Raw genomic sequence first — 17,332 nt, forward strand, 5'->3', positions numbered from 1 at the left:
TGTCCGGTGGAGTTGGCTTGAGTGATTCGCGGGCCGGGTCCGTACCAGACGGCATGCGCACCCCGGAACCTCATCGCAATGTCGGCGCCTACGCACTTGGCGTGCTCGGCGCTGCCGATGCCTTCCGCTTCGAGGAGCATCTGGCCCAGTGCCCCCTGTGCGAAGTCCGGGCGGCGGAGTTCGGTGCGGTGACCGCGGTGCTCGCGGAGCATGCGCGGCGGACGCCGCCCGGGGTGGATCCGGCGGTACGGGCGGGCCCGGAGCTGATGCGACGTGCGGTGGGTGCGGTGGTGGCCGCGCGGCGCAGGAGCCGCAGGCGACGGCTGGCGCTGGTGGCGGCGGCGGTGGTCCTCGCGGTGGGCGGGCCGCTCGTGGTGGTCGGTGAATCGGCCGGGCCGCCGGGGCAGGCGCAGGTGCAGCGGTGGGCGGCGGCCGACCGGTCGACGGGGCTGGCGGCCGTGGTGACGACCGGGGCGAAGGAGTGGGGCACGGATGTCGGCCTGGAGGTGTCGCGCGTGCCGTTGGCGGGGGTGTGCGCACTGGTCGCGGTGGGGCGGGACGGCAGCGAGGAGACCGTCACCACCTGGTCGGTGGCCGGCCCGGACGAGAATCCGCTGTCGATGCAGGGCGGGGCTGCGTTGCACCCGGCCGCCATCGACCGTTTCGAGATCCGTGCGGCGGACGGACGGCGGCTGCTGCAACTGACCCGCTGAGGGGCCGGCGGTGAGCGCGGCGGCGCGCTATTTGAGCAGCTTGGAGAGCCGGCGGTCGGCCAGCGGTTTGCCGCCCGTCTGGCAGGTCGGGCAGTATTGCAGCGACGAGTCGCTGAACGAGACCTCCCGGATGGTGTCCCCGCAGACCGGGCAGGGCTCGCCGGCGCGGCCATGGACACGTAGCCCGCTCTTCTTCTCCGCCTTCAGCTTTCCGGCCGCCACTCCGCTGGAGCGTGCCACGGCATCCTGGAGCGTGGTGCGCAGCGCGGTGTGCAGCCGGGTGGTCTCGTCGTCGGTGAGGCTCGCGGTCAGTTTGAACGGTGACATCTTCGCGGCGTGCAGGATCTCGTCGCTGTAGGCATTGCCGATGCCCGCGATCAGCGATTGGTCGCGCAGAGCGCCCTTGATCCGACGGCGTTCCCCGGCAAGCAGCGCGGCGAACGCGTCACGGTCGAAGGCGTCGTCGAGCGGATCGGGCCCCAGTCGGACGATGCCGGGCACCTCGGCCGGGTCGCGGACCAGATACACGGCGAGGCGTTTGGTGGTGCCCGCCTCGGTGAGGTCGAAGCCGTCGCCACCGGTGAGTACGGTGCGCAGCGCCAGGGGTCCCTTGCCGGGGCGCGGCGGGGTGGCGGGGAAGCTGTCCCTCCAGTGCAGCCAGCCGGCCCGGGCGAGATGGGTGACCAGATGCAGCGGGCCGACGCCGATGTCCAGGAACTTGCCGTGCCGGGCGACACCGGTGACGGTGTCGCCCTCCAGGGCGGTGAGCGGTGGATCGTAGGTCTTGAGCACGCTGACGGCGAGCGGCAGGACGCGGGCGATCTCCTTGCCGACCAGGTTTTCGTCGAGAAAGACCCGCAGGGCCTCGACCTCCGGTAGTTCGGGCATGGTTCCCAGGGTGCCGCACTCGAGGGGGCGGTGCCTATCGAAGTCCGTACACCCGCTCGGCGGTGGTCGCGAAGACCGCCGCCCGCTCGTGCTCGGCGAGGTCTTCGGTGAGGGTGCGGGCCGCGTCGACGACTTCCGCGTAACTCGCCGCGAGCCGGCAGACCGGCCAGTCGGAGCCGAACATCAGCCGGTCGGGCCCGAACGCGTCGAGAACGGTGTCGGCGTACGGGCGCAGGTCGTCGACCGTCCAGGAACGCAGGTCGGCCTCGGTGACCAGGCCGGAGAGTTTGCAGACGGTGTTGGGGTGGTCGGCCAGGGCCTCGAGGTCGGCCGCCCAGGGGTGCAGGGTCCGGGTGGCGATGGGCGGCTTGCCGGCATGGTCGAGCACGAAGGTGAGTTCGGGCAGCAGGGCCGCGGCCGAGACTGTGGCGGGCAGCTGATGGGACTGGACGACCAGGTCGTAGACGAGTCCGGCGGCGGCCACGGCGGACAGCCCGCGACGGACGTCGGGGCGCAGCAGCCACTCGGGGTCGGGTTCGCCCTGGACCTGGTGGCGGATGGCGACCAGCCGGTCGCCGCCGGGGAGTTCGCGCAGCGCGGCCAGGGTGTCGGCGATGTCGGGCGCGGTGAGGTCGGCCCAGCCGACGACGCCCGCGACGAGGTCGTTGCCGTCGGCGAGGGCGAGGAACTCGGGGGTCTCCTCGGGGACGGTGACGGTCTGGACGAGGACGGTGGCGTACACCCCGGCGGCGCGGGCCTCGGGCTCCAGGTCGGCGAGGGTGAACGTGCGGGCGAGCGGGGCCATTTCGTCCCCGGTGATCCACTCCTGGTCGCGTACCGCCAGGTCCCATACGTGGTGGTGGGCGTCGACGATCCGTTCCCGGCCGGTCATGTCACAGCTCCCAGGCAACGGGGAGACCGGCAGCGGCGCCGTCCGACGAGTAGTCGTGCGCGACATCGAGGAGCTCGTCCATCCGGGCCTGCCAGGCGACGTTGACGGGGAGCTGCTCCAGCTCCGCGAGGAGCCGGGCGTAGTCCGCGCAGTCGATGACGTGGAAGAGGTCGGTGCCGCTGCGCCAGATCGTCCACGAGGTGGCGCCCGCCGCGCGGATCGCGGTGGTCAGTTCCGCGGGGACTTCGCGGTGCGCTGCCTCGTACTCCTCGATGCGGTCGGCACGGACCTTGGTGTGCAGGGCGATCCTCATGATCAGCGTCCGTCCTCGTCGTGCGGGTCCTCGGTGAGCAGGCCCTCGGCGCGCAGGTCGTCCCAGACGGCGTCCGGGATCTCGCGGGAGAGCAGGTCGGCGGCGTCGTGCATCTCGTCCGGCGAGCGGGTGCCGACGAGCACCGAGGCGACAGCCGGGTGAGCGAGCGGGTAGCGCAGCGCGGCGGCGCGCAGCGGTACGCCGTGCGCCTCGGTGACGGCCTTGATGCGCAGGGCCCGGTCGAGCAGGGTCATCGGGGCGGCGGCGTAGTCGTAGGTCGAGCCTGGCCGCGGGTCGGCGAGCAGCCCGGAGTTGAAGACCCCGCCGATGACGACGGCGCGGCCGCGGGCGGCTGCTTCGGGCAGCAGCTCGGCCAGCGCGGACTGGTCGAGGAGGGTGTAGCGACCGGCGCAGAGCACGGTGTCGACGTCGGTGTCGCGCAGGAAGCGGGTGAGCATCGCGGTCTGGTTCATGCCCGCGCCGATGGCGCCGACAACACCTTCGGCGCGCAGCTTCTCCAGGGCCGGGTAGGCCGTGCGGAAGGCTTCCTCCGCATGGTCGTCCGGGTCGTGCAGATAGGCGACGTCGATCCGGTCGAGGCCGAGCCGGTCGAGACTGTCCTCGATGCTGCGGCGTACGCCGTCGGCGCTGAAGTCCCATCGCCGTCGGTGGGTGGCCGTTACGGCGAAGCCTTCGGAGAGACCGTCGTCCGGGGCCGGCTCGCCGGCCGGCAGGGGGTCGAGCACCCGCCCGACCTTGGTGGACACCACGTACGCGTCGCGGGGCCGGTGGCGCAGGGCCTCGCCGAGCCTGCGTTCGGAGAGGCCGAGCCCGTAGTGCGGTGCCGTGTCGAAGTAGCGGACGCCCTCGTCCCAGGCGGCGTCCACGGCGGCGGCGGCCTGCGCGGCATCGACCTCGTGGAAGAGATTGCCGATGCCGGCCGCCCCGAAGGACAGCTCGGTGACCTCGACCGCACTGCTTCCCAGCCTGTTTCGCCGCATGCCGTTGCCGCCCTCCCCGATGATCGCTGTTTCTGCACAACGAATATTCATCGGATCACTTGGGCGCGTCAACTACTTGAACGCCATCACATACGACTTGTACGAGGAAATTTGTCCGACCTATAGGCGGACGCCTTCCGGCAGGCGGGCGCCCTGGTCCGCGGGCATCAGGGCGAGCAGCTCGCGCAGCTCGTCCTCGGCGCAGCGGGCCAGCCGCTCCAGGTCCGGGACCGCCTTGCCGTCGGCAACCAGGCCGATGTGCACCCGGCCGCTGTACGTGGACAGGGCGACGGCCAGGGACTGGCCGCGGGCCAGCGGCGCCATCGGATAGACGGCCTGCAGCGGGCAACCGCCGAGCGAGAGCGCCGAGCGCGGCAGCGGCACACTGGTGACCAGCACGTCGAAGAGCATCCGGGCCGCGCTGCCCGCCAGCGGGGCGCCGAAGCGGTGCGCCAGCGAAGGCAGTTGATCGGCGAGTACGGCGACCGCACCCGCGCCCCGCAGCGGTCCGGCGGCCTTGTTGCGGTCCATGGCCGTACGGACGGCGCGCAGCCGGTTCCACGGGTCGGCCTCGGAGACGGGGAGGCCCAGCAGATAGGCGGACAGCCGGTTCCCGGTGGCGCCGGCGGCACCGGGCCTGCGCCGGGAGACGGGGACGAGGGCGCGTGGGTCGGCGTCGGGCAGTTGGTCGCCGCGCTCCAGCATCCAGCGGCGGAGTGCCCCGGCGACGACGCCGAGCAGGACGTCATTGGTGGTGCCGCCGACGATCCGGCGGATCCGGCCGACGGCCTCTGCGTCCAGGTCGGTGGTGGCCAGCTGCCGGGTGCCGCTGGAGGTCGCGGTGAGTGCGGGGGCGCCGCGCAGATCGAGGCGGCTGGCCCGTACGACGGAAGCACCGACACCGAACGCCCGGCCGAGATCCTCGATCCGGCCCAGCGCGAAGCCGGCCACCTGGCGCGGCCCGGGCATCCAGGAGCGGGGCGGGACCGGGCGCGCCCGGCGGGTGCTCGCTCCGCCGCGGGCGCGGGCCCCGACCGAGGCGATCTCGTCGAAGATCCCGGCACCGATGGCGACCGCGCGCATTCCGTCGGCGAGCGCGTGATGCAGCTTCACGAGCACGGCGAAGGGGCCGTCGTCGGCGCCGCTGACGACGTACATCTGCCAGGGCGGCAGCCCGCGTTCGAGGGGCTGCTCCATCAGCTCGCCGGCGAGCCGGGTGGCCCCCGCCATGAACCCGCCGCCCGCCTGATCCACCTCGCCCTGGGGCAGCCGCACTCGCTTGACGTGCCGGTACACGTCGAAGTCCTTGTCTACGGACCAGGCGGCACCGCCCACCGGCAGCAGAACGTCCCGCACCCGCATCCGCAGCCTGGGGATCGCGGCCGCGCGGGTGCCGAGCAGCTGGAGGACCGCCTCCGCGTCGACACCGGGCGCGGGGGCGGGGGGCGGCGAGAAGACGGCGAGCGCGCCGAGGTGCATCGGGTGCGCATCGGATTCGAGATGCCAGAACGCCAGATCGAGAGGTGCCAGTAGCTCAGTGCCCAACGGGTCCTCATGTCATCGAAGACAAAGATTGCCGGAGTCAACGACTGCCGCAGTCGCAGTCAATCCCCCTCGATCGGTTACGGTCAAGTACAGACATGTTACGTTCTGTTACTGTCCGGTAGTGTCGCCCGCTCCCTCCACCGGCCCAGCCCCTCCGCCCGACCCGTCATTCGCGCTCCGGAATGATGAATTCACACCAGACGCACTTGCCGGTGCCGCGGGACTCCACGCCCCACGCGTCGGCCAGCCTGTCCACCAGCATCAGGCCCCGTCCGGACACCCCGGTCTCACCCGCGTCCCGGCGTCGCGGCAGTGCGCTCGACCGGTCCTCGACATCGACCCGCAGCCGCCGACTGGGCCCGGTGAGCACCCGAATGGTGACGCTCGCCCCGCCGTCGGTGTGCGTCAGCGCATTGGTGATCAGCTCGTCGGCGGCCAGCTCGACCTCGTCCGCCCGGTCCTTCGCACCCCAGGCCCGTACCGCGGCCCGGATCATGTGCCGGGCCGAGGTCAGCGCCTCCGGGTCGTTCTGGGCCACATTCTGCTGGAGCCGGCCACCCGGCCGGGGCGCGTGCGCGGCCTTGCGGCGCAGCAGCAGCACCGCCACGTCGTCCTCACCGCAGCACTCGTCGACCTCCTCGCAGAGCTGGTCGGCCAGCCGCTCGAGGTCCTGCGGACCGTTGCGGATCATGGCGGCCAGCCGCTGCATCCCCTCGTCGAGATCGGCTCCGGGCAGCTCCACCAAGCCGTCGGTGTACAGCACCAGCGTCTGCCCCGGGTCCAGCTCCATCGTGCTGACCGGGTACTCGAGCCGTCCGAACTCGGCCGAAAGGCCCAGCGGCAGCCCGCCCTCGACGGGCATCCTGCGACAGCTTCCGTCGGTGTCCCGGACCAGCGGATCGATATGACCGGCCCGGACCAGCTGTATGACTCCGGTGGTCAGGTCGACCTCGGCGTACGTGCAGGTCGCGAAGCGGTCGGTGTCGAGTTCATGGAGGAACGCGGAGGCCCGCGCCATGACCGTGGCCGGGCTGTGCCCCTCCGCCGCGTACGCGCGGAGCACGATGCGCAGCTGTCCCATGACGGCCGCCGCGTGCGTGTCGTGGCCCTGTACGTCCCCGATGACGGCGCCGACGCGGCCGCCGGGCAGCGGAATGACGTCGTACCAGTCGCCCCCGATGTCCTGCCCCTGCCGGGCCGAGCGGTACCGCACGGCGATCTGCGCGCCCGGCACCTCGGGGATCCGGCGGGGCAGCATGGCCTGCTGGAGCCCCTCGGCGAGGTCGTGCTCCTGCTCGTACAGCATGGCCCGCTGGAGGCTCTGGGCGATGGAGCTGCCGAGCGCGACCAGCAGATTGCGTTCGTCCCCCTCGAAGCCGTCCTTGTCGCTGTAGAGGAGTCCGATTGCACCGATGGGCCGGGCCTGGGCGATCAGCGGCAGATAGGCGGCGGAGGTGATGCCGAGACCGCTGATGCGCGGCCACAGGATCGGGTACGAGGTGGCGAAGTCCTCGGCGGACACGATGAAACGAGGCCTGAGGGTACGGATCACTTCGCTCATCGGGTACGGCTCGTCCGTACGGGTGAAACGGGTGCCCGGCACGAAGGACCCCGCTGGGCCGTCCGCGACGAGATGGATGCGCCCGGCTTCGAGCAGGCCCACGACGAGACTGGTCGCACCGAGGTGGGCGAGACCCTGCGAGTTCTTCAGGACCTCGATGACGTCGTGGACGGTACGGGCATGGGCCAGGGCGGCCGTGGTGGTCTCGACCAGGCTGGTGCGGCGGCGCCGCTCCTCGTCCAGCTCCCGGCGGGCGGTGGAGTCTGCCAGCTCCTGGGTGGCGTCCCGGACGATGCCGATGATGCGGTGGGGGCGGCCGGCCCCACCGCGACGGATGAAGCCCTGGGTGTGGGCCCAGCGCAGCGTGCCGTCGCGCCGGAGTACGCGGAAGTACGCCCCGTAGTTGGCCTGGCCGCACTTGAGGGCCTGAGACACCATGGCATCGAGCCGTGCGGCCTCGTCGGTCGGTATCCGAGGTCCGAGGCTCTCCGGCCGGCCGTCGTATTCGTCGACGCGCAGGTCGAACACGTCGAGCGCGGGCCGGTCCATATGCATGAGGCCACTGTCGAGGTCCCAGTCGAAGCTGCCCATACGGTTCAGGGCGAGGCTGAGATCCGGGTGGGCGGGCCAGTCGTCCGGGAGTGACAGGGCACCCGCAACCCGATCATCCATGCCGGTCACTCTGCCATCAATTGTCCGATTCTTCGAATGATCCCGGCCGCCGGACGCCAGGGGGCCCGGTCGCCGGGCCCCCTCCGCTGCACCGCTGTGCCACCGATTTCAGCGACCTTGGAACGCCTTGACGTTGTCCCCGAACGTCCACCCCTTCGATCCGTCCCAGTTGAGCGACCAGTCCATCAGCCCCTTCAGCCCACCGCCGTAGGTGTTCCAGGCCTGTGAGACCAGGTTCGGCGTCATGTAGCCGCCCCCGGCGCCGGGCTGCGCCGGCAGGCCCGGGACCTGTTTGTCGTACGGAACCTTGATCGTGGTGCCCTGGATGGTCAGGCCGTTGTTCAGACAGTCGGTCTGCACGGTGAACCCCTGGACGGTTCCGGCGGAGTACGAGTCGCCGGAGCAGCCGTACATGCTGCCGTTGTAGTACTGCATGTTCAGCCACCAGAGGCGGCCGTTGTCCGCGTACTTCTTCACGATCGGCAGGTACGCGCCCCAGATGGAGCCGTACGCCACGCTGCCCCCGGTGACGTACGCCGTCTCGGGCGCCATCGTCAGGCCGAAGTCGGCGGGCATCCGGGCGAGTACACCGTCGATGATGCGGATGAGATTGGCCTGCGACGTGGACAGCTGATTGATGTTGCCGCTGCCGGTGAGGCCGGTCTCGATGTCGATGTCGATGCCGTCGAAGTTGTACGTCTGCAGGATCGGCACCACGGTGTCGACGAAGCGGTCGGCGACGGCGCTGGAGCTGAGGTCGATCCCGGCCGTGGCACCGCCGATGGACAGCAGGGTGGTCAGACCCGACGCCTTGGCCTGGCACATCTCGGCAGGGGTCGGGACCTTCACGGTCGAGTCCATCCCGTCCTCCCACAGGACGGTGCCGTCGGAACGGATGACCGGGAAGGCCGCGTTGATCACGTTGTACCCGTGGGCGGTGATGCGGGAGTCGGTGATCGGGATCCACCCGAGCGGCGGGTGTACACCGTTGGCCGCGCCGTCCCAGTTCTCCCAGTAGCCCTGGAGCACCTTGCCCGCGGGCTTCGACTTCACCGCGCAGGTCTCGTCCTGCGCCGCGCTCGGGGTCGCGGCGACGAGCGTCTGCACGAGACACACGGCCGCCAGGCCGACCCCGAGCAGACGCGATGTCCGACCGAACATGCGGGTTCCCTTCTGTCATGGCCGGCCGCCCACCGCACCGTCGAGAAACTGTCATCATGCACCTGTCAATGCACACGCTAAATTGGTCCAGACCTTCCGTCAATGGGCCCGGACCGACGACAGGCGAGGCCACCGGATGGGCCACTCGGCGCGGGAGACTCCACGAGCAGGGCGCGGCACGGCCCGTGCCGCGCCCGAGCGGCGGCGCGGAAGAGCGCATATCGTTCATTAGAGGTGGTGCGCCGGTGCGGCTGCAGTCCGCGTGCACAGCACCCCGGAATCCGTGGCGGACGGAGGACGGAATGTCAACGGCCAAGAATCTGCTGGACGCGCTCCCGCCCGAAGGGCGCGCGCGACTGCTCGACCAGGCGGCCCGCGTGGTGTCATTGCCCGTCGGCACCCGGATCTTCGAAGAGGGACGAAAGGCCGACCGCTTTTGGATCATCCGGTCCGGACAGGTCGAACTCGACCTCCACGTGCCCGGCCGTCGTGCCGCGGTGATCGAAACGCTGGGCCGCGACGAACTACTGGGCTGGTCCTGGCTCTTCCCGCCGCGCATTTGGCATCTCGGCGCCGCCGCGATCTACCCGGTGGAAGCCGTGGAGTTCGATGCCGCGGCCGTCTGCGCACTGTGCGACGAAGACGCCGAGTTGGGCCGCGCGTTGTACAGGTACGTCGCGGAGACCGTGGCGGCACGGCTGCGCGGGACCCGGACCCGACTGCTCGCCCTGTACGGTCCGCAGTCCGGCAACCGGGCGGGTGCGGCCCATGAAACGGACATCGGCCAGGACCTCGCGGACATCTGACGCGCCGCGCACGGTCGCACGCCACCCGCCGTTCCATCATCTCCTGTTGAAGCGGCCGCACATCCCCGGCACTCCTTCTTGAACACGTTCAATAAAAGCTCTAGAGTCAACACGGGCAACTACTTGAACGCGTTCAAGACGGGGGATGTGACGTGTCCGTACTGGTCGACCTGATCGTGATGCTGGGCATGCTGGTCGTCGTCCCGGCCGGGCTGCGGCTGACCGGGGCACCCGAGCTCGACCGGATCCGCCGGCTCTGGCCGCTCTTCGCCGTCCCCGGTGCCGTAGCCCTCTGGCTGCCGCGCGGCGGACCCGCCACGGTGCTCGCCGGCTGTTACGCGCTCGGGGCCGTACTCCTCGCCCTGCATGCGCCGCTCCGTCTGCTCCGCACGGTCCGGGCTTCCGCCGCTCACCGCACCGCCGAGATCGCACTGTTCACCGCCCTGGTCACCCCGTCGGTCGCCGCCACCGCGTTGGTCGCCGAACGCTCCGGGCATGCCCTCTTCGGCTTCGGGCTCGGAATCCTCGCGCTGACCGTGCCGCACTTCCACTTCGCCGGGTTCGCCGCCGCACTGATCGCCGGACTCGTCTGCCGGGTCGCTGACGGCCCGGCCGGAACCTTCGCCGCGTCGAGCGTGCCCTCGGGCACCCTGCTCGTGCTCATCGGATACTTCATCGGCGACTGGGCCGAGTTGGCCGGGGCAGTCGTGCTGACGGCCGGGATGTGGACCGTCGCCCTGCTGACCTGGCGCACGATCCGCGGCAGCGGCCGGGACCGGACCACCCGCATGCTGTTCGCCGTCTCGTCCGCCGTGCTCGTGGCCACCATGGTGCTCGCGCTGAGCTGGGCGCTCGGCGAGGCGACCGGGCTGCCCCACCCGACGCTGACCTGGATGGCCGCGACCCACGGTCTCGGTAACGCACTGGGCTTCGCGCTCTGCTCGGTGCTCGCCTGGCGACGGCTCCAGGACCGTCCCGAACAGGCCCCACCCGAGCAGACCCAACCCGACCGTCCTCGTACCGAGCGGCCCCCTGCCGCCCCGGCCCTCACCACCTCGGTCCGCACGGACCCGCTCCTCACCGGCCCCGCCCTCACCGACCTCACCGACCTGACCGACCTCACCGACCTCAAAGGCAGGACGTCATGAGCACCCTCACCTATCCCGAGGTCGGCGCCACCCGGCTCGGCCCGCTCCCCGACGGGTACCACCACCTCCACCACCGGGTCGCGGTGGGCCGCGGCCGCGCCGACTTCGAGGCGGCGGGCGCCGCCGTCACCGCCTGGCGCATGCATCGCACCTCCGGCGCCCGGGTTCAGGCGTCGACGGCCCGTGCCGAGGCCGGGACCAGCGTGCGGGTATCGATCGGGGTCGGCCCGTTCCGGTTCACCGCACCGTGCGAGGTGGTCTGGACCGCGTACGAGAAGGAGCGCATCGGCTTCGCCTACGGCACACGTCCGCACCACCCCGAGTGCGGTGAGGAGTGCTTCGTGGTGGACCTGGCGGACGACGGCACGGTGTGGTTCACCGTGCTGGCGTTCTCCCGTCCGGTCGGTTGGTACACCCGGCTCGCCGGGCCGCTCGTGCCGATGGCCCAGCGAATGTACGCGCGTCGGCTCGGCACCGCACTGCGCCGGATCGTATCGGCGAGCTGAACCGGCTCAGTCGCTCCGCAGCGCCGATACTGGACGTGATGGAGTGGTTCACCGCAGATGGCTACTGGCTCAGCCGGCTGATCTTCCAGCGGGCTCTCGCCGGCATCTATCTGGTCGCCTTTCTCGCCGCCGCGCTCCAGTTCCGGGCGCTGATCGGCGAGCGCGGCATGCTCCCGGTGCCGGAGTTCCTGCGGCGTACGGACTGGCGGGAGGCCCCGGGTCTCTTCCGCCTCCACTACTCCGACCGCTTCTTCGCCGCCGTCTGCTGGACGGGCTGCGCCGTCGCGGTCGCGCTGCTCGCGGGGGTGGACTCGTACGTTCCGCTGTGGGCGGCGATGCTGCTGTGGCTGCTGCCCTGGGCGCTGTATCTGTCGATCGTCCAGGTCGGTCAGGTCTGGTACAGCTTCGGATGGGAGTCGCTGCTCCTGGAGACCGGCTTCCTCGCCGTCTTTCTCGGCAACGCCGGTACGGCTCCGCCGGTCCTGGTGCTGTGGCTGCTCCGTTGGGTGCTGTTCCGGGTCGAGTTCGGCGCCGGACTGATCAAGATCCGCGGCGACGAGTGCTGGCGCAGGCTGACCTGTCTGGACTTCCACCATGAGACCCAGCCGATGCCGGGCCCGCTGAGCTGGTTCTTCCACCGGCTGCCGAAACCGCTCCACCGGGTCGAGGTGGCGGCCAACCATGTCACCCAGCTCCTGGTCCCGGTGCTGCTGTTCGCCCCGCAGCCGGTGTCGAGTGCCGCCGCCGGGCTGATGATCGCCACCCAGCTGTGGCTGGTGCTGTCCGGGAACTTCGCCTGGCTGAACTGGGTGACCATCACCCTCGCCCTGTCCGCGGTCGACTGGTCCTTGGTGGCCACACCGCCCGCACAGTCCGCCCCACCGCTCTGGTACGAGGTGGTGGTCATCGCCGTCACCGCGCTGGTCGTGGTGCTCAGCTACCGTCCGGCGCGCAACCTGGTCTCCCGCCGCCAGGTGATGAACCGCTCCTTCGACCCGCTTCATCTCGTCAATACGTACGGTGCGTTCGGCAGCATCAGCCGGGTCCGCCTGGAGATCGTGGTCGAGGGCACCGACGAACAGCTGCTCCACCCGGGCACGGCCTGGCAGGAGTACGGCTTCCACGGAAAACCGGGCGATCCGCGCCGGCTGCCGCGCCAGTTCGCCCCGTACCATCTGCGGCTCGACTGGCTGATGTGGTTCGCGGCGCTGTCCCCCGCCTACGCACAGTCCTGGTTCGGCCCGTTCGTGGAGCGGCTGCTGGAGAACGACCGGGACACGCTGCGGCTGCTGCGCCACAACCCGTTCCCCGACGTCCCGCCCGCACACATTCGCGCCAGCGTGTACCACTACCGGTACACGACCTGGCGCGAACTGCGGGCCACCGGACGCTGGTGGCACCGCACCTATGTGCGGGACTTCATCCGGCCTGTGTCGCTCGGTCCCTCGTTCCTCAGCCCGACCAGGCGACCTTGAAGACCCAGGCGTGCTTGCCGGTCCTCCGGGCACCCGCCGGTACGTCGATCACCAGCGAGCCGCCCGTGGTGCGCCAGTGGAGCGGCCGGTCGTAGCCGAGCAGGGTGACCCGGTCGCCGCTGCGGATCGGCACCGGGGCCTCGACGGTGAGGGTGGCGCCGGGCTGTGCCAGCGAGTGGATGTAGAAGGCCTTGTCCGGCCGGACGGTGAACCGCAGGTCCTCGCCGAGCTGCGGCATCCGTGACCAGTACGTGGTCCCGTGGATGGCTTCGCCGTTGATCTTGAGCCACTCCCCCGTCTCACGCAGCCGACGCTGCATGATCTCGGGGATCGTGCCGTCGGCCTTCGGTCCGATGTCGAGCAGGAAATTGCCGTTCTTGGAGACGATGTCGACGAGCGAGTGCACGACCTCCTCGGTCGTCATGTACTTCTCGTCGGGTGTCTGGGCGTTGTAGCCGTACGAGAACGGGTCGAGGCCCCGGCTGGATTCCCATTTCGCCGTGACGATCTGGTCGTACGTCGTGTATTCGGGCGTCGTGAAGTCGTATGTCCCGATCCCGGAGCGGTTGTTGACGGTGACATCGATGGGCCTGGCCCGGTTCTTGGCGTGGTTGAAATACTCGGACAGCACCCGGTGGCTGTCGTTGTCGCCGCCTATGTCGCACCAGAGGATCTCGGGGTCGTACCCGTGGACCAGCTCCAGCATCTGCGGGCCCTGGAACTCGGTGACGTAGTCCTTGCCCGCCGTGTATCCGGTGTACGGGACGGGCTCCAGGGTGTACGGGTTGCGCGGGGCGTGGCCCATCCAAGGGTGGTCGGGGTTGAACCACTCGGGCATCGAGAAGTACAGCCCTCGGTGCAGTTCCGGGGTGTAGCGGCGCGAAGCGTCGAAGAGCTCCTTGACCAGGTCGCGCCCCGGCCCCATCTTCACCGCGTTGCGGTCGGAGAGCTTGGTGTCCCAGAGCGCGAAGCCCTCGTGATGCTTGGAGGTGAGGACGTGGTACTGCGCGCCCGCGTCCCGGAACAGCTCCACCCAGGACCGGGGGTCGAACCGCTCGGCGCGGAACTGCGGGATGAAGTCGTCGTAGTCGAAGGACTCGCCGTACGTGTCGCGGTGGTGGGCGTACGTCGGGTTGTTGGGGTCCTGCATCTGGTTCCAGTACCACTCGGCGTACTGCGTGCCCACCGGCGCCCAGGCGGGCACCGAGTAGACCCCCCAGTGGATGAAGATGCCGAACTTCGCCTCCTGGAACCAGTACGGCGCCTGGTGGGTGGAGAGGGAGGCGTCGGTGGGCCGGTAGTCCGGGACGCCGAGGGTGAGCGAGCGGCGGACGGTGGCCGCCTGCTGTCCGCGGCCGCGCGCGACAACGTTGCCGTCCTGAGCGGTGCCGGGTGCGGTGCCCGGCCTGCTGCGGATGCCGATCCGGACGCGGGCCTGGTCGCCGGGGGCGAGCCGGGTGATGCGGGCGGGTTCGACGGTACGGGCTCCGGGGACGTCCACGGAGAGGCTGAGGCCGTCGGCGGCGAGGACGGCGACGGTGCCCGCGTTGACGACGGTGGCCTCGACGCTCTGCGCGCCGGAGTCCAGCAGCGAGGTGGTGGAGTGCGCGTCCCGCAGGGACAGTGCCCGCCCCTCGGCGGCCGGCTGGAGCGACAGCGCGAAGATGTGCAGTGATGAGCTGTTGGCCTCGGCGGGCCGGGTGGTGGGCAGCGTCAGCGCGACCGCTTCCCTGGTCGGGTCGAGCGCGATCTCGGTGACGGCGATCGAGACCTGGTGCGCGTCCTTGTCGCCGTCGGGGCGGTAGCGGTACGGGGCGGTGAGCGCGCCGCTGCCGGAATACCAGTCGGGGCCGCCGAGGGCGGGGGTCGATGTGGTGCCGTCCGCGTAGTGGACGGTGGCCTGGCCGGAGGCGGCGCCGTAACTGCATGCGGTGAGGAAGAGCCCGGAGAGGTAGCGGCCGGGCGGCAGGTCGATGCGCTGGCCGAGGGCGACGATGTTGTTCTTGGCACCGGCGCCGGAGGCGGGGAAGAGGAACGTGGTGCCGTCGATCTCTCTTTCTCCTGCGGGGAGCTCCTCACCGGGGAACGTGTAGCCGGAGCCGTCGAAGTCGCCGCCACGGGCCTCGGCGGTATCGATGCCGTCATTGTCGAACCAGCTGTCCAGGGGCACGGGGACGGCGGCGGGGACGGTGCCCCAGTCGCTGCGGTGGGCGTCCGGCCCGGGGAGTGCGGCTCCGGTTCGCGGGGCCGCATCGGCGGTGGCGGGGGTGAGCAGGGCGGCGCCGACTGCCGCCCCTGCCGTCATTCCGAGTACATGGCGTCTGGGAAGTTCGGTCATGACGTCCGATGATTGGAGCGTGGCGTGGACCTGTCAATGATATTTTCCAGACAGAACGAAACTCCATCCCCGCAACCATCGGATGACTGGATGTATCTGCCGTCGGGCCGGTCGGCCCGACCGGTGCTGCCGAGTCGCCGGATCACATGCCGAAGCCCCGGCTCTCCGTGATGGCGGAGGGCCGGGGCTTCCGAGCTGACGGACCGGGGCGAGTAATCGGGCCGCGCGGGTCGGGCCGGAGGATCAGTCGATGCCCGGCAGGATGTGCGGCTCGGCGAGGTCGTCCTCGTAGCCGGCCAGCCGGATCGGTGCGGACCTGGCCCAGACCTCGATGTTCCGGAGCTTTTCGGGCCGCTTGGCCTGCTTGCCGTTTCGCTCCGCCGGTCGCTTCTCGTGCTTCGTCAGTTCTGGTGTCACCGCGCACTCCTTAGTGTCACGTCACCCCGGGCGGCGCCGAGCCTCCGGCCTCAGTAACCGGAAATCGACTGCCCATGAGGGGCAGGGGCAGGAACAGTTCGGTCGCGGTGGCGCCGGGTGTGGATCGGGGACGGCGGCCTGGTTACAGACCTGTCCCAGGACGGCCGAGGAGGTTTCGTGGATCCCTTGGTGGCGTCCGTGCACATCAGACTAACCAAATGAGCGCGTCCGCGCTCGATGGAATGCGTGCGGTGGGTCACTTTCGGACATCCGGGTGATCTACCAGCCTGCGGGCGCGTAGTCCTTGAGGAAGCAACCGAACAGATCTTCGCCCTCTTCACCTCGTACGATCGGGTCGTAGACCCGGGCGGCGCCGTCGACCAGGTCCAGCGGGGCGTGGAAGCCCTCCTCGGCCAGGCGGATCTTGTCGGGGTGCGGACGCTCGTCGGTGATCCAGCCGGTGTCCACGGCGGTCATCAGGATGCCGTCCTTCTCGAACATCTCCTGGGCGCTGGTGCGGGTGAGCATGTTCAGCGCGGCCTTGGCCATGTTGGTGTGCGGGTGGCCCGCGCCCTTGTAGCCCCGGCTGAACACGCCCTCCATCGCCGAGACGTTGACCACATAGGCCCGCTTGGCGGCCGTCGCGGCCATCGCCGGGCGCAGCCGGCTGATCAGGATGAACGGCGCGGTGGAGTTGCAGAGCTGGACCTCGAGCAGTTCGATCGGTTCGACCTCTTCGACCGTCTGGATCCAACTGTTGGTGTGATGCAGGTCAGGCACGAGACCGCCCGCGTCGATCGCGGTGCCGGCGGCGATACGTTCCAGCGACGCGGAGCCGGTGACCAGGGCGAGCTCGGTGACGTCCTGAGCGGTCAGGCCCTCCTTGCGGGCGGCGGGCAGGGCCGCGACGCGGTCGACCGAACCGCTGCCGAAGGTGCCGATGACCTCGGCGGCGGGCAGCTCGCCCGCGGGCAGCGGGGCGGATTCGGCACTCACCAGCTCGCTGTACGCCTGCGGGGAGCGGCGCACCGTCTGGGCGGCGTTGTTGATCAGGATGTCCAGCGGCCCCTCGGCGGCGACCGAGTCGGCGAGCGCGACGACCTGGGCGGGGTCGCGCAGATCGATACCGACGATCTTCAGCCGGTGGATCCACTCGGCGCTGTCCGGCATCGCCTTGAAGCGGCGGATCGCGTCGTTGGGGAAGCGTGTGGTGATCGTGGTGTGCGCGCCGTCGCGCAGCAGCCGCAGCGCGATGTACATGCCGATCTTGGCGCGGCCGCCGGTGAGGAGCGCCCGGCGCCCGGTGAGGTCGGTGCGGGCGTCGCGGCGGGACCGGTTCTCCTTGGCGCACTGCGGGCAGAGCTGGTGGTAGAACGCGTCGACCTCGATGTACCGGGTCTTGCAGATGTAGCAGGACCGGGGCCGCTGAAGTATCCCGGCGATCTCGGCACCGGCCGAGGAGGACGGCAGGACGCCCTGGGTCTCGTCGTCGATGCGTTCGGCCGACCCGGTGGCTGTGGCTTCGGTGACGGCCTTGTCGTGCGCGGTCTTGGCGGCCCGGCGCTCCTGGCGGCGGCGCTGCTTCACCGTCCGGTAGACACCGGCGGTGGCGCGGCGCACGGCGATGGCGTCCGGGTGGTCGACCTCGATGGAGTCGAGTTCGTCGAGCACGCTCAGGCAGACGGCCAGCCGCTCCGGGTCGATACCGGGACCGAACTCCTCGATACCGGGAGCGAGCTCCTGGCTGTCCTCTGTCACCGTCATTGCCGTTCCTCTGTCACTGGTCATGGGGTCACTGATCGCGGGCAGAGCGCCCCGATCAAGTTTGCCATGCGACGGGCGCTGCTCCGTTCGCGTGAAGCGGCGCGCGAAAAGGGGGCATGACTTCGCCGAGGC

The 17,332-nt window shown here is 70.4% G+C and carries 15 protein-coding genes; 5 read left to right on the forward strand and 10 right to left on the reverse strand.

What is annotated here, in order from left to right; genetic code table 11:
• Window positions 1-17: 17 nt before the first annotated feature.
• Entirely contained in the window at window positions 18-713 is a 696-nt protein-coding gene (locus OHB49_RS06375) for an anti-sigma factor family protein (RefSeq protein WP_329158607.1), read from the forward strand.
• Window positions 714-740: 27 nt separating this feature from the next.
• Here OHB49_RS06375 and OHB49_RS06380 read toward each other — a convergent pair whose 3' ends face one another.
• From OHB49_RS06380 to OHB49_RS06410, 7 genes are all read right to left on the reverse strand, one after another.
• Window positions 741-1,601, reverse strand: coding sequence for an Fpg/Nei family DNA glycosylase (locus OHB49_RS06380; RefSeq protein ID WP_329158608.1), 861 nt, complete (start codon window positions 1,599-1,601; stop codon window positions 741-743).
• Window positions 1,602-1,635: 34 nt separating this feature from the next.
• Window positions 1,636-2,493: an amidohydrolase family protein gene (locus tag OHB49_RS06385; protein WP_329158611.1), complete on the reverse strand. Its 858-nt coding sequence runs from the start codon at window positions 2,491-2,493 to the stop codon at window positions 1,636-1,638.
• 1 nt (window position 2,494) lies between these two features.
• Complete coding sequence (locus tag OHB49_RS06390) at window positions 2,495-2,806, reverse strand: L-rhamnose mutarotase (protein ID WP_030973703.1); 312 nt, start codon at window positions 2,804-2,806, stop codon at window positions 2,495-2,497.
• Window positions 2,807-2,808: 2 nt separating this feature from the next.
• Window positions 2,809-3,807, reverse strand: coding sequence for an aldo/keto reductase (locus tag OHB49_RS06395; protein WP_329158613.1), 999 nt, complete (start codon window positions 3,805-3,807; stop codon window positions 2,809-2,811).
• 120 nt (window positions 3,808-3,927) lie between these two features.
• The gene (locus OHB49_RS06400) at window positions 3,928-5,352 is read right to left on the reverse strand and encodes a wax ester/triacylglycerol synthase family O-acyltransferase (RefSeq protein ID WP_329158615.1); all 1,425 of its coding nucleotides are present in this window, start codon (window positions 5,350-5,352) and stop codon (window positions 3,928-3,930) included.
• 166 nt (window positions 5,353-5,518) lie between these two features.
• Entirely contained in the window at window positions 5,519-7,585 is a 2,067-nt protein-coding gene (locus OHB49_RS06405) for a SpoIIE family protein phosphatase (RefSeq protein WP_329158617.1), read from the reverse strand.
• A 108-nt stretch (window positions 7,586-7,693) separates the two neighbouring features.
• Entirely contained in the window at window positions 7,694-8,746 is a 1,053-nt protein-coding gene (locus tag OHB49_RS06410; RefSeq protein WP_329158618.1) for a chitinase, read from the reverse strand.
• Window positions 8,747-9,048: 302 nt separating this feature from the next.
• Here OHB49_RS06410 and OHB49_RS06415 point away from each other — a divergent pair, with 302 nt between their 5' ends.
• From OHB49_RS06415 to OHB49_RS06430, 4 genes are all read left to right on the forward strand, one after another.
• Window positions 9,049-9,552, forward strand: a complete 504-nt coding sequence (locus tag OHB49_RS06415; protein WP_329158619.1) for a cyclic nucleotide-binding domain-containing protein — start codon at window positions 9,049-9,051, stop codon at window positions 9,550-9,552.
• Window positions 9,553-9,704: 152 nt separating this feature from the next.
• On the forward strand, window positions 9,705-10,700 hold the full coding sequence (locus tag OHB49_RS06420; protein WP_329158621.1) for a YndJ family protein: 996 nt from the start codon (window positions 9,705-9,707) through the stop codon (window positions 10,698-10,700).
• Window positions 10,697-11,206 carry a DUF1990 family protein gene (locus OHB49_RS06425; protein ID WP_030973689.1) on the forward strand — a complete coding sequence of 170 codons (510 nt, stop codon included), beginning with the start codon at window positions 10,697-10,699 and terminating at the stop codon, window positions 11,204-11,206. Before OHB49_RS06420 ends, OHB49_RS06425 begins: the two co-directional genes overlap by 4 nt.
• 38 nt (window positions 11,207-11,244) lie before the next feature.
• Window positions 11,245-12,681: a lipase maturation factor family protein gene (locus OHB49_RS06430; RefSeq protein WP_030973687.1), complete on the forward strand. Its 1,437-nt coding sequence runs from the start codon at window positions 11,245-11,247 to the stop codon at window positions 12,679-12,681.
• Here the strand turns inward: OHB49_RS06430 and OHB49_RS06435 are convergent.
• The 3 genes from OHB49_RS06435 to OHB49_RS06445 all read right to left on the reverse strand — a co-directional run bounded on the left by OHB49_RS06435 (window position 12,659) and on the right by OHB49_RS06445 (window position 17,200).
• Window positions 12,659-15,019: an alpha-L-fucosidase gene (locus OHB49_RS06435; protein WP_329158624.1), complete on the reverse strand. Its 2,361-nt coding sequence runs from the start codon at window positions 15,017-15,019 to the stop codon at window positions 12,659-12,661. The genes OHB49_RS06430 and OHB49_RS06435 overlap by 23 nt on opposite strands.
• A 243-nt stretch (window positions 15,020-15,262) precedes the next feature.
• Window positions 15,263-15,436 (reverse strand): hypothetical protein, encoded by a 174-nt coding sequence (locus tag OHB49_RS06440; RefSeq protein ID WP_313940411.1) that lies wholly within the window; start codon window positions 15,434-15,436, stop codon window positions 15,263-15,265.
• A gap of 279 nt (window positions 15,437-15,715) precedes the next feature.
• The gene (locus OHB49_RS06445; protein WP_329158628.1) at window positions 15,716-17,200 is read right to left on the reverse strand and encodes an SDR family NAD(P)-dependent oxidoreductase; all 1,485 of its coding nucleotides are present in this window, start codon (window positions 17,198-17,200) and stop codon (window positions 15,716-15,718) included.
• Between the last annotated feature and the right edge of the window lie 132 nt (window positions 17,201-17,332).

The sequence above is a fragment of the Streptomyces sp. NBC_01717 genome, from assembly GCF_036248255.1.
Lineage (GTDB): Bacteria > Actinomycetota > Actinomycetes > Streptomycetales > Streptomycetaceae > Streptomyces.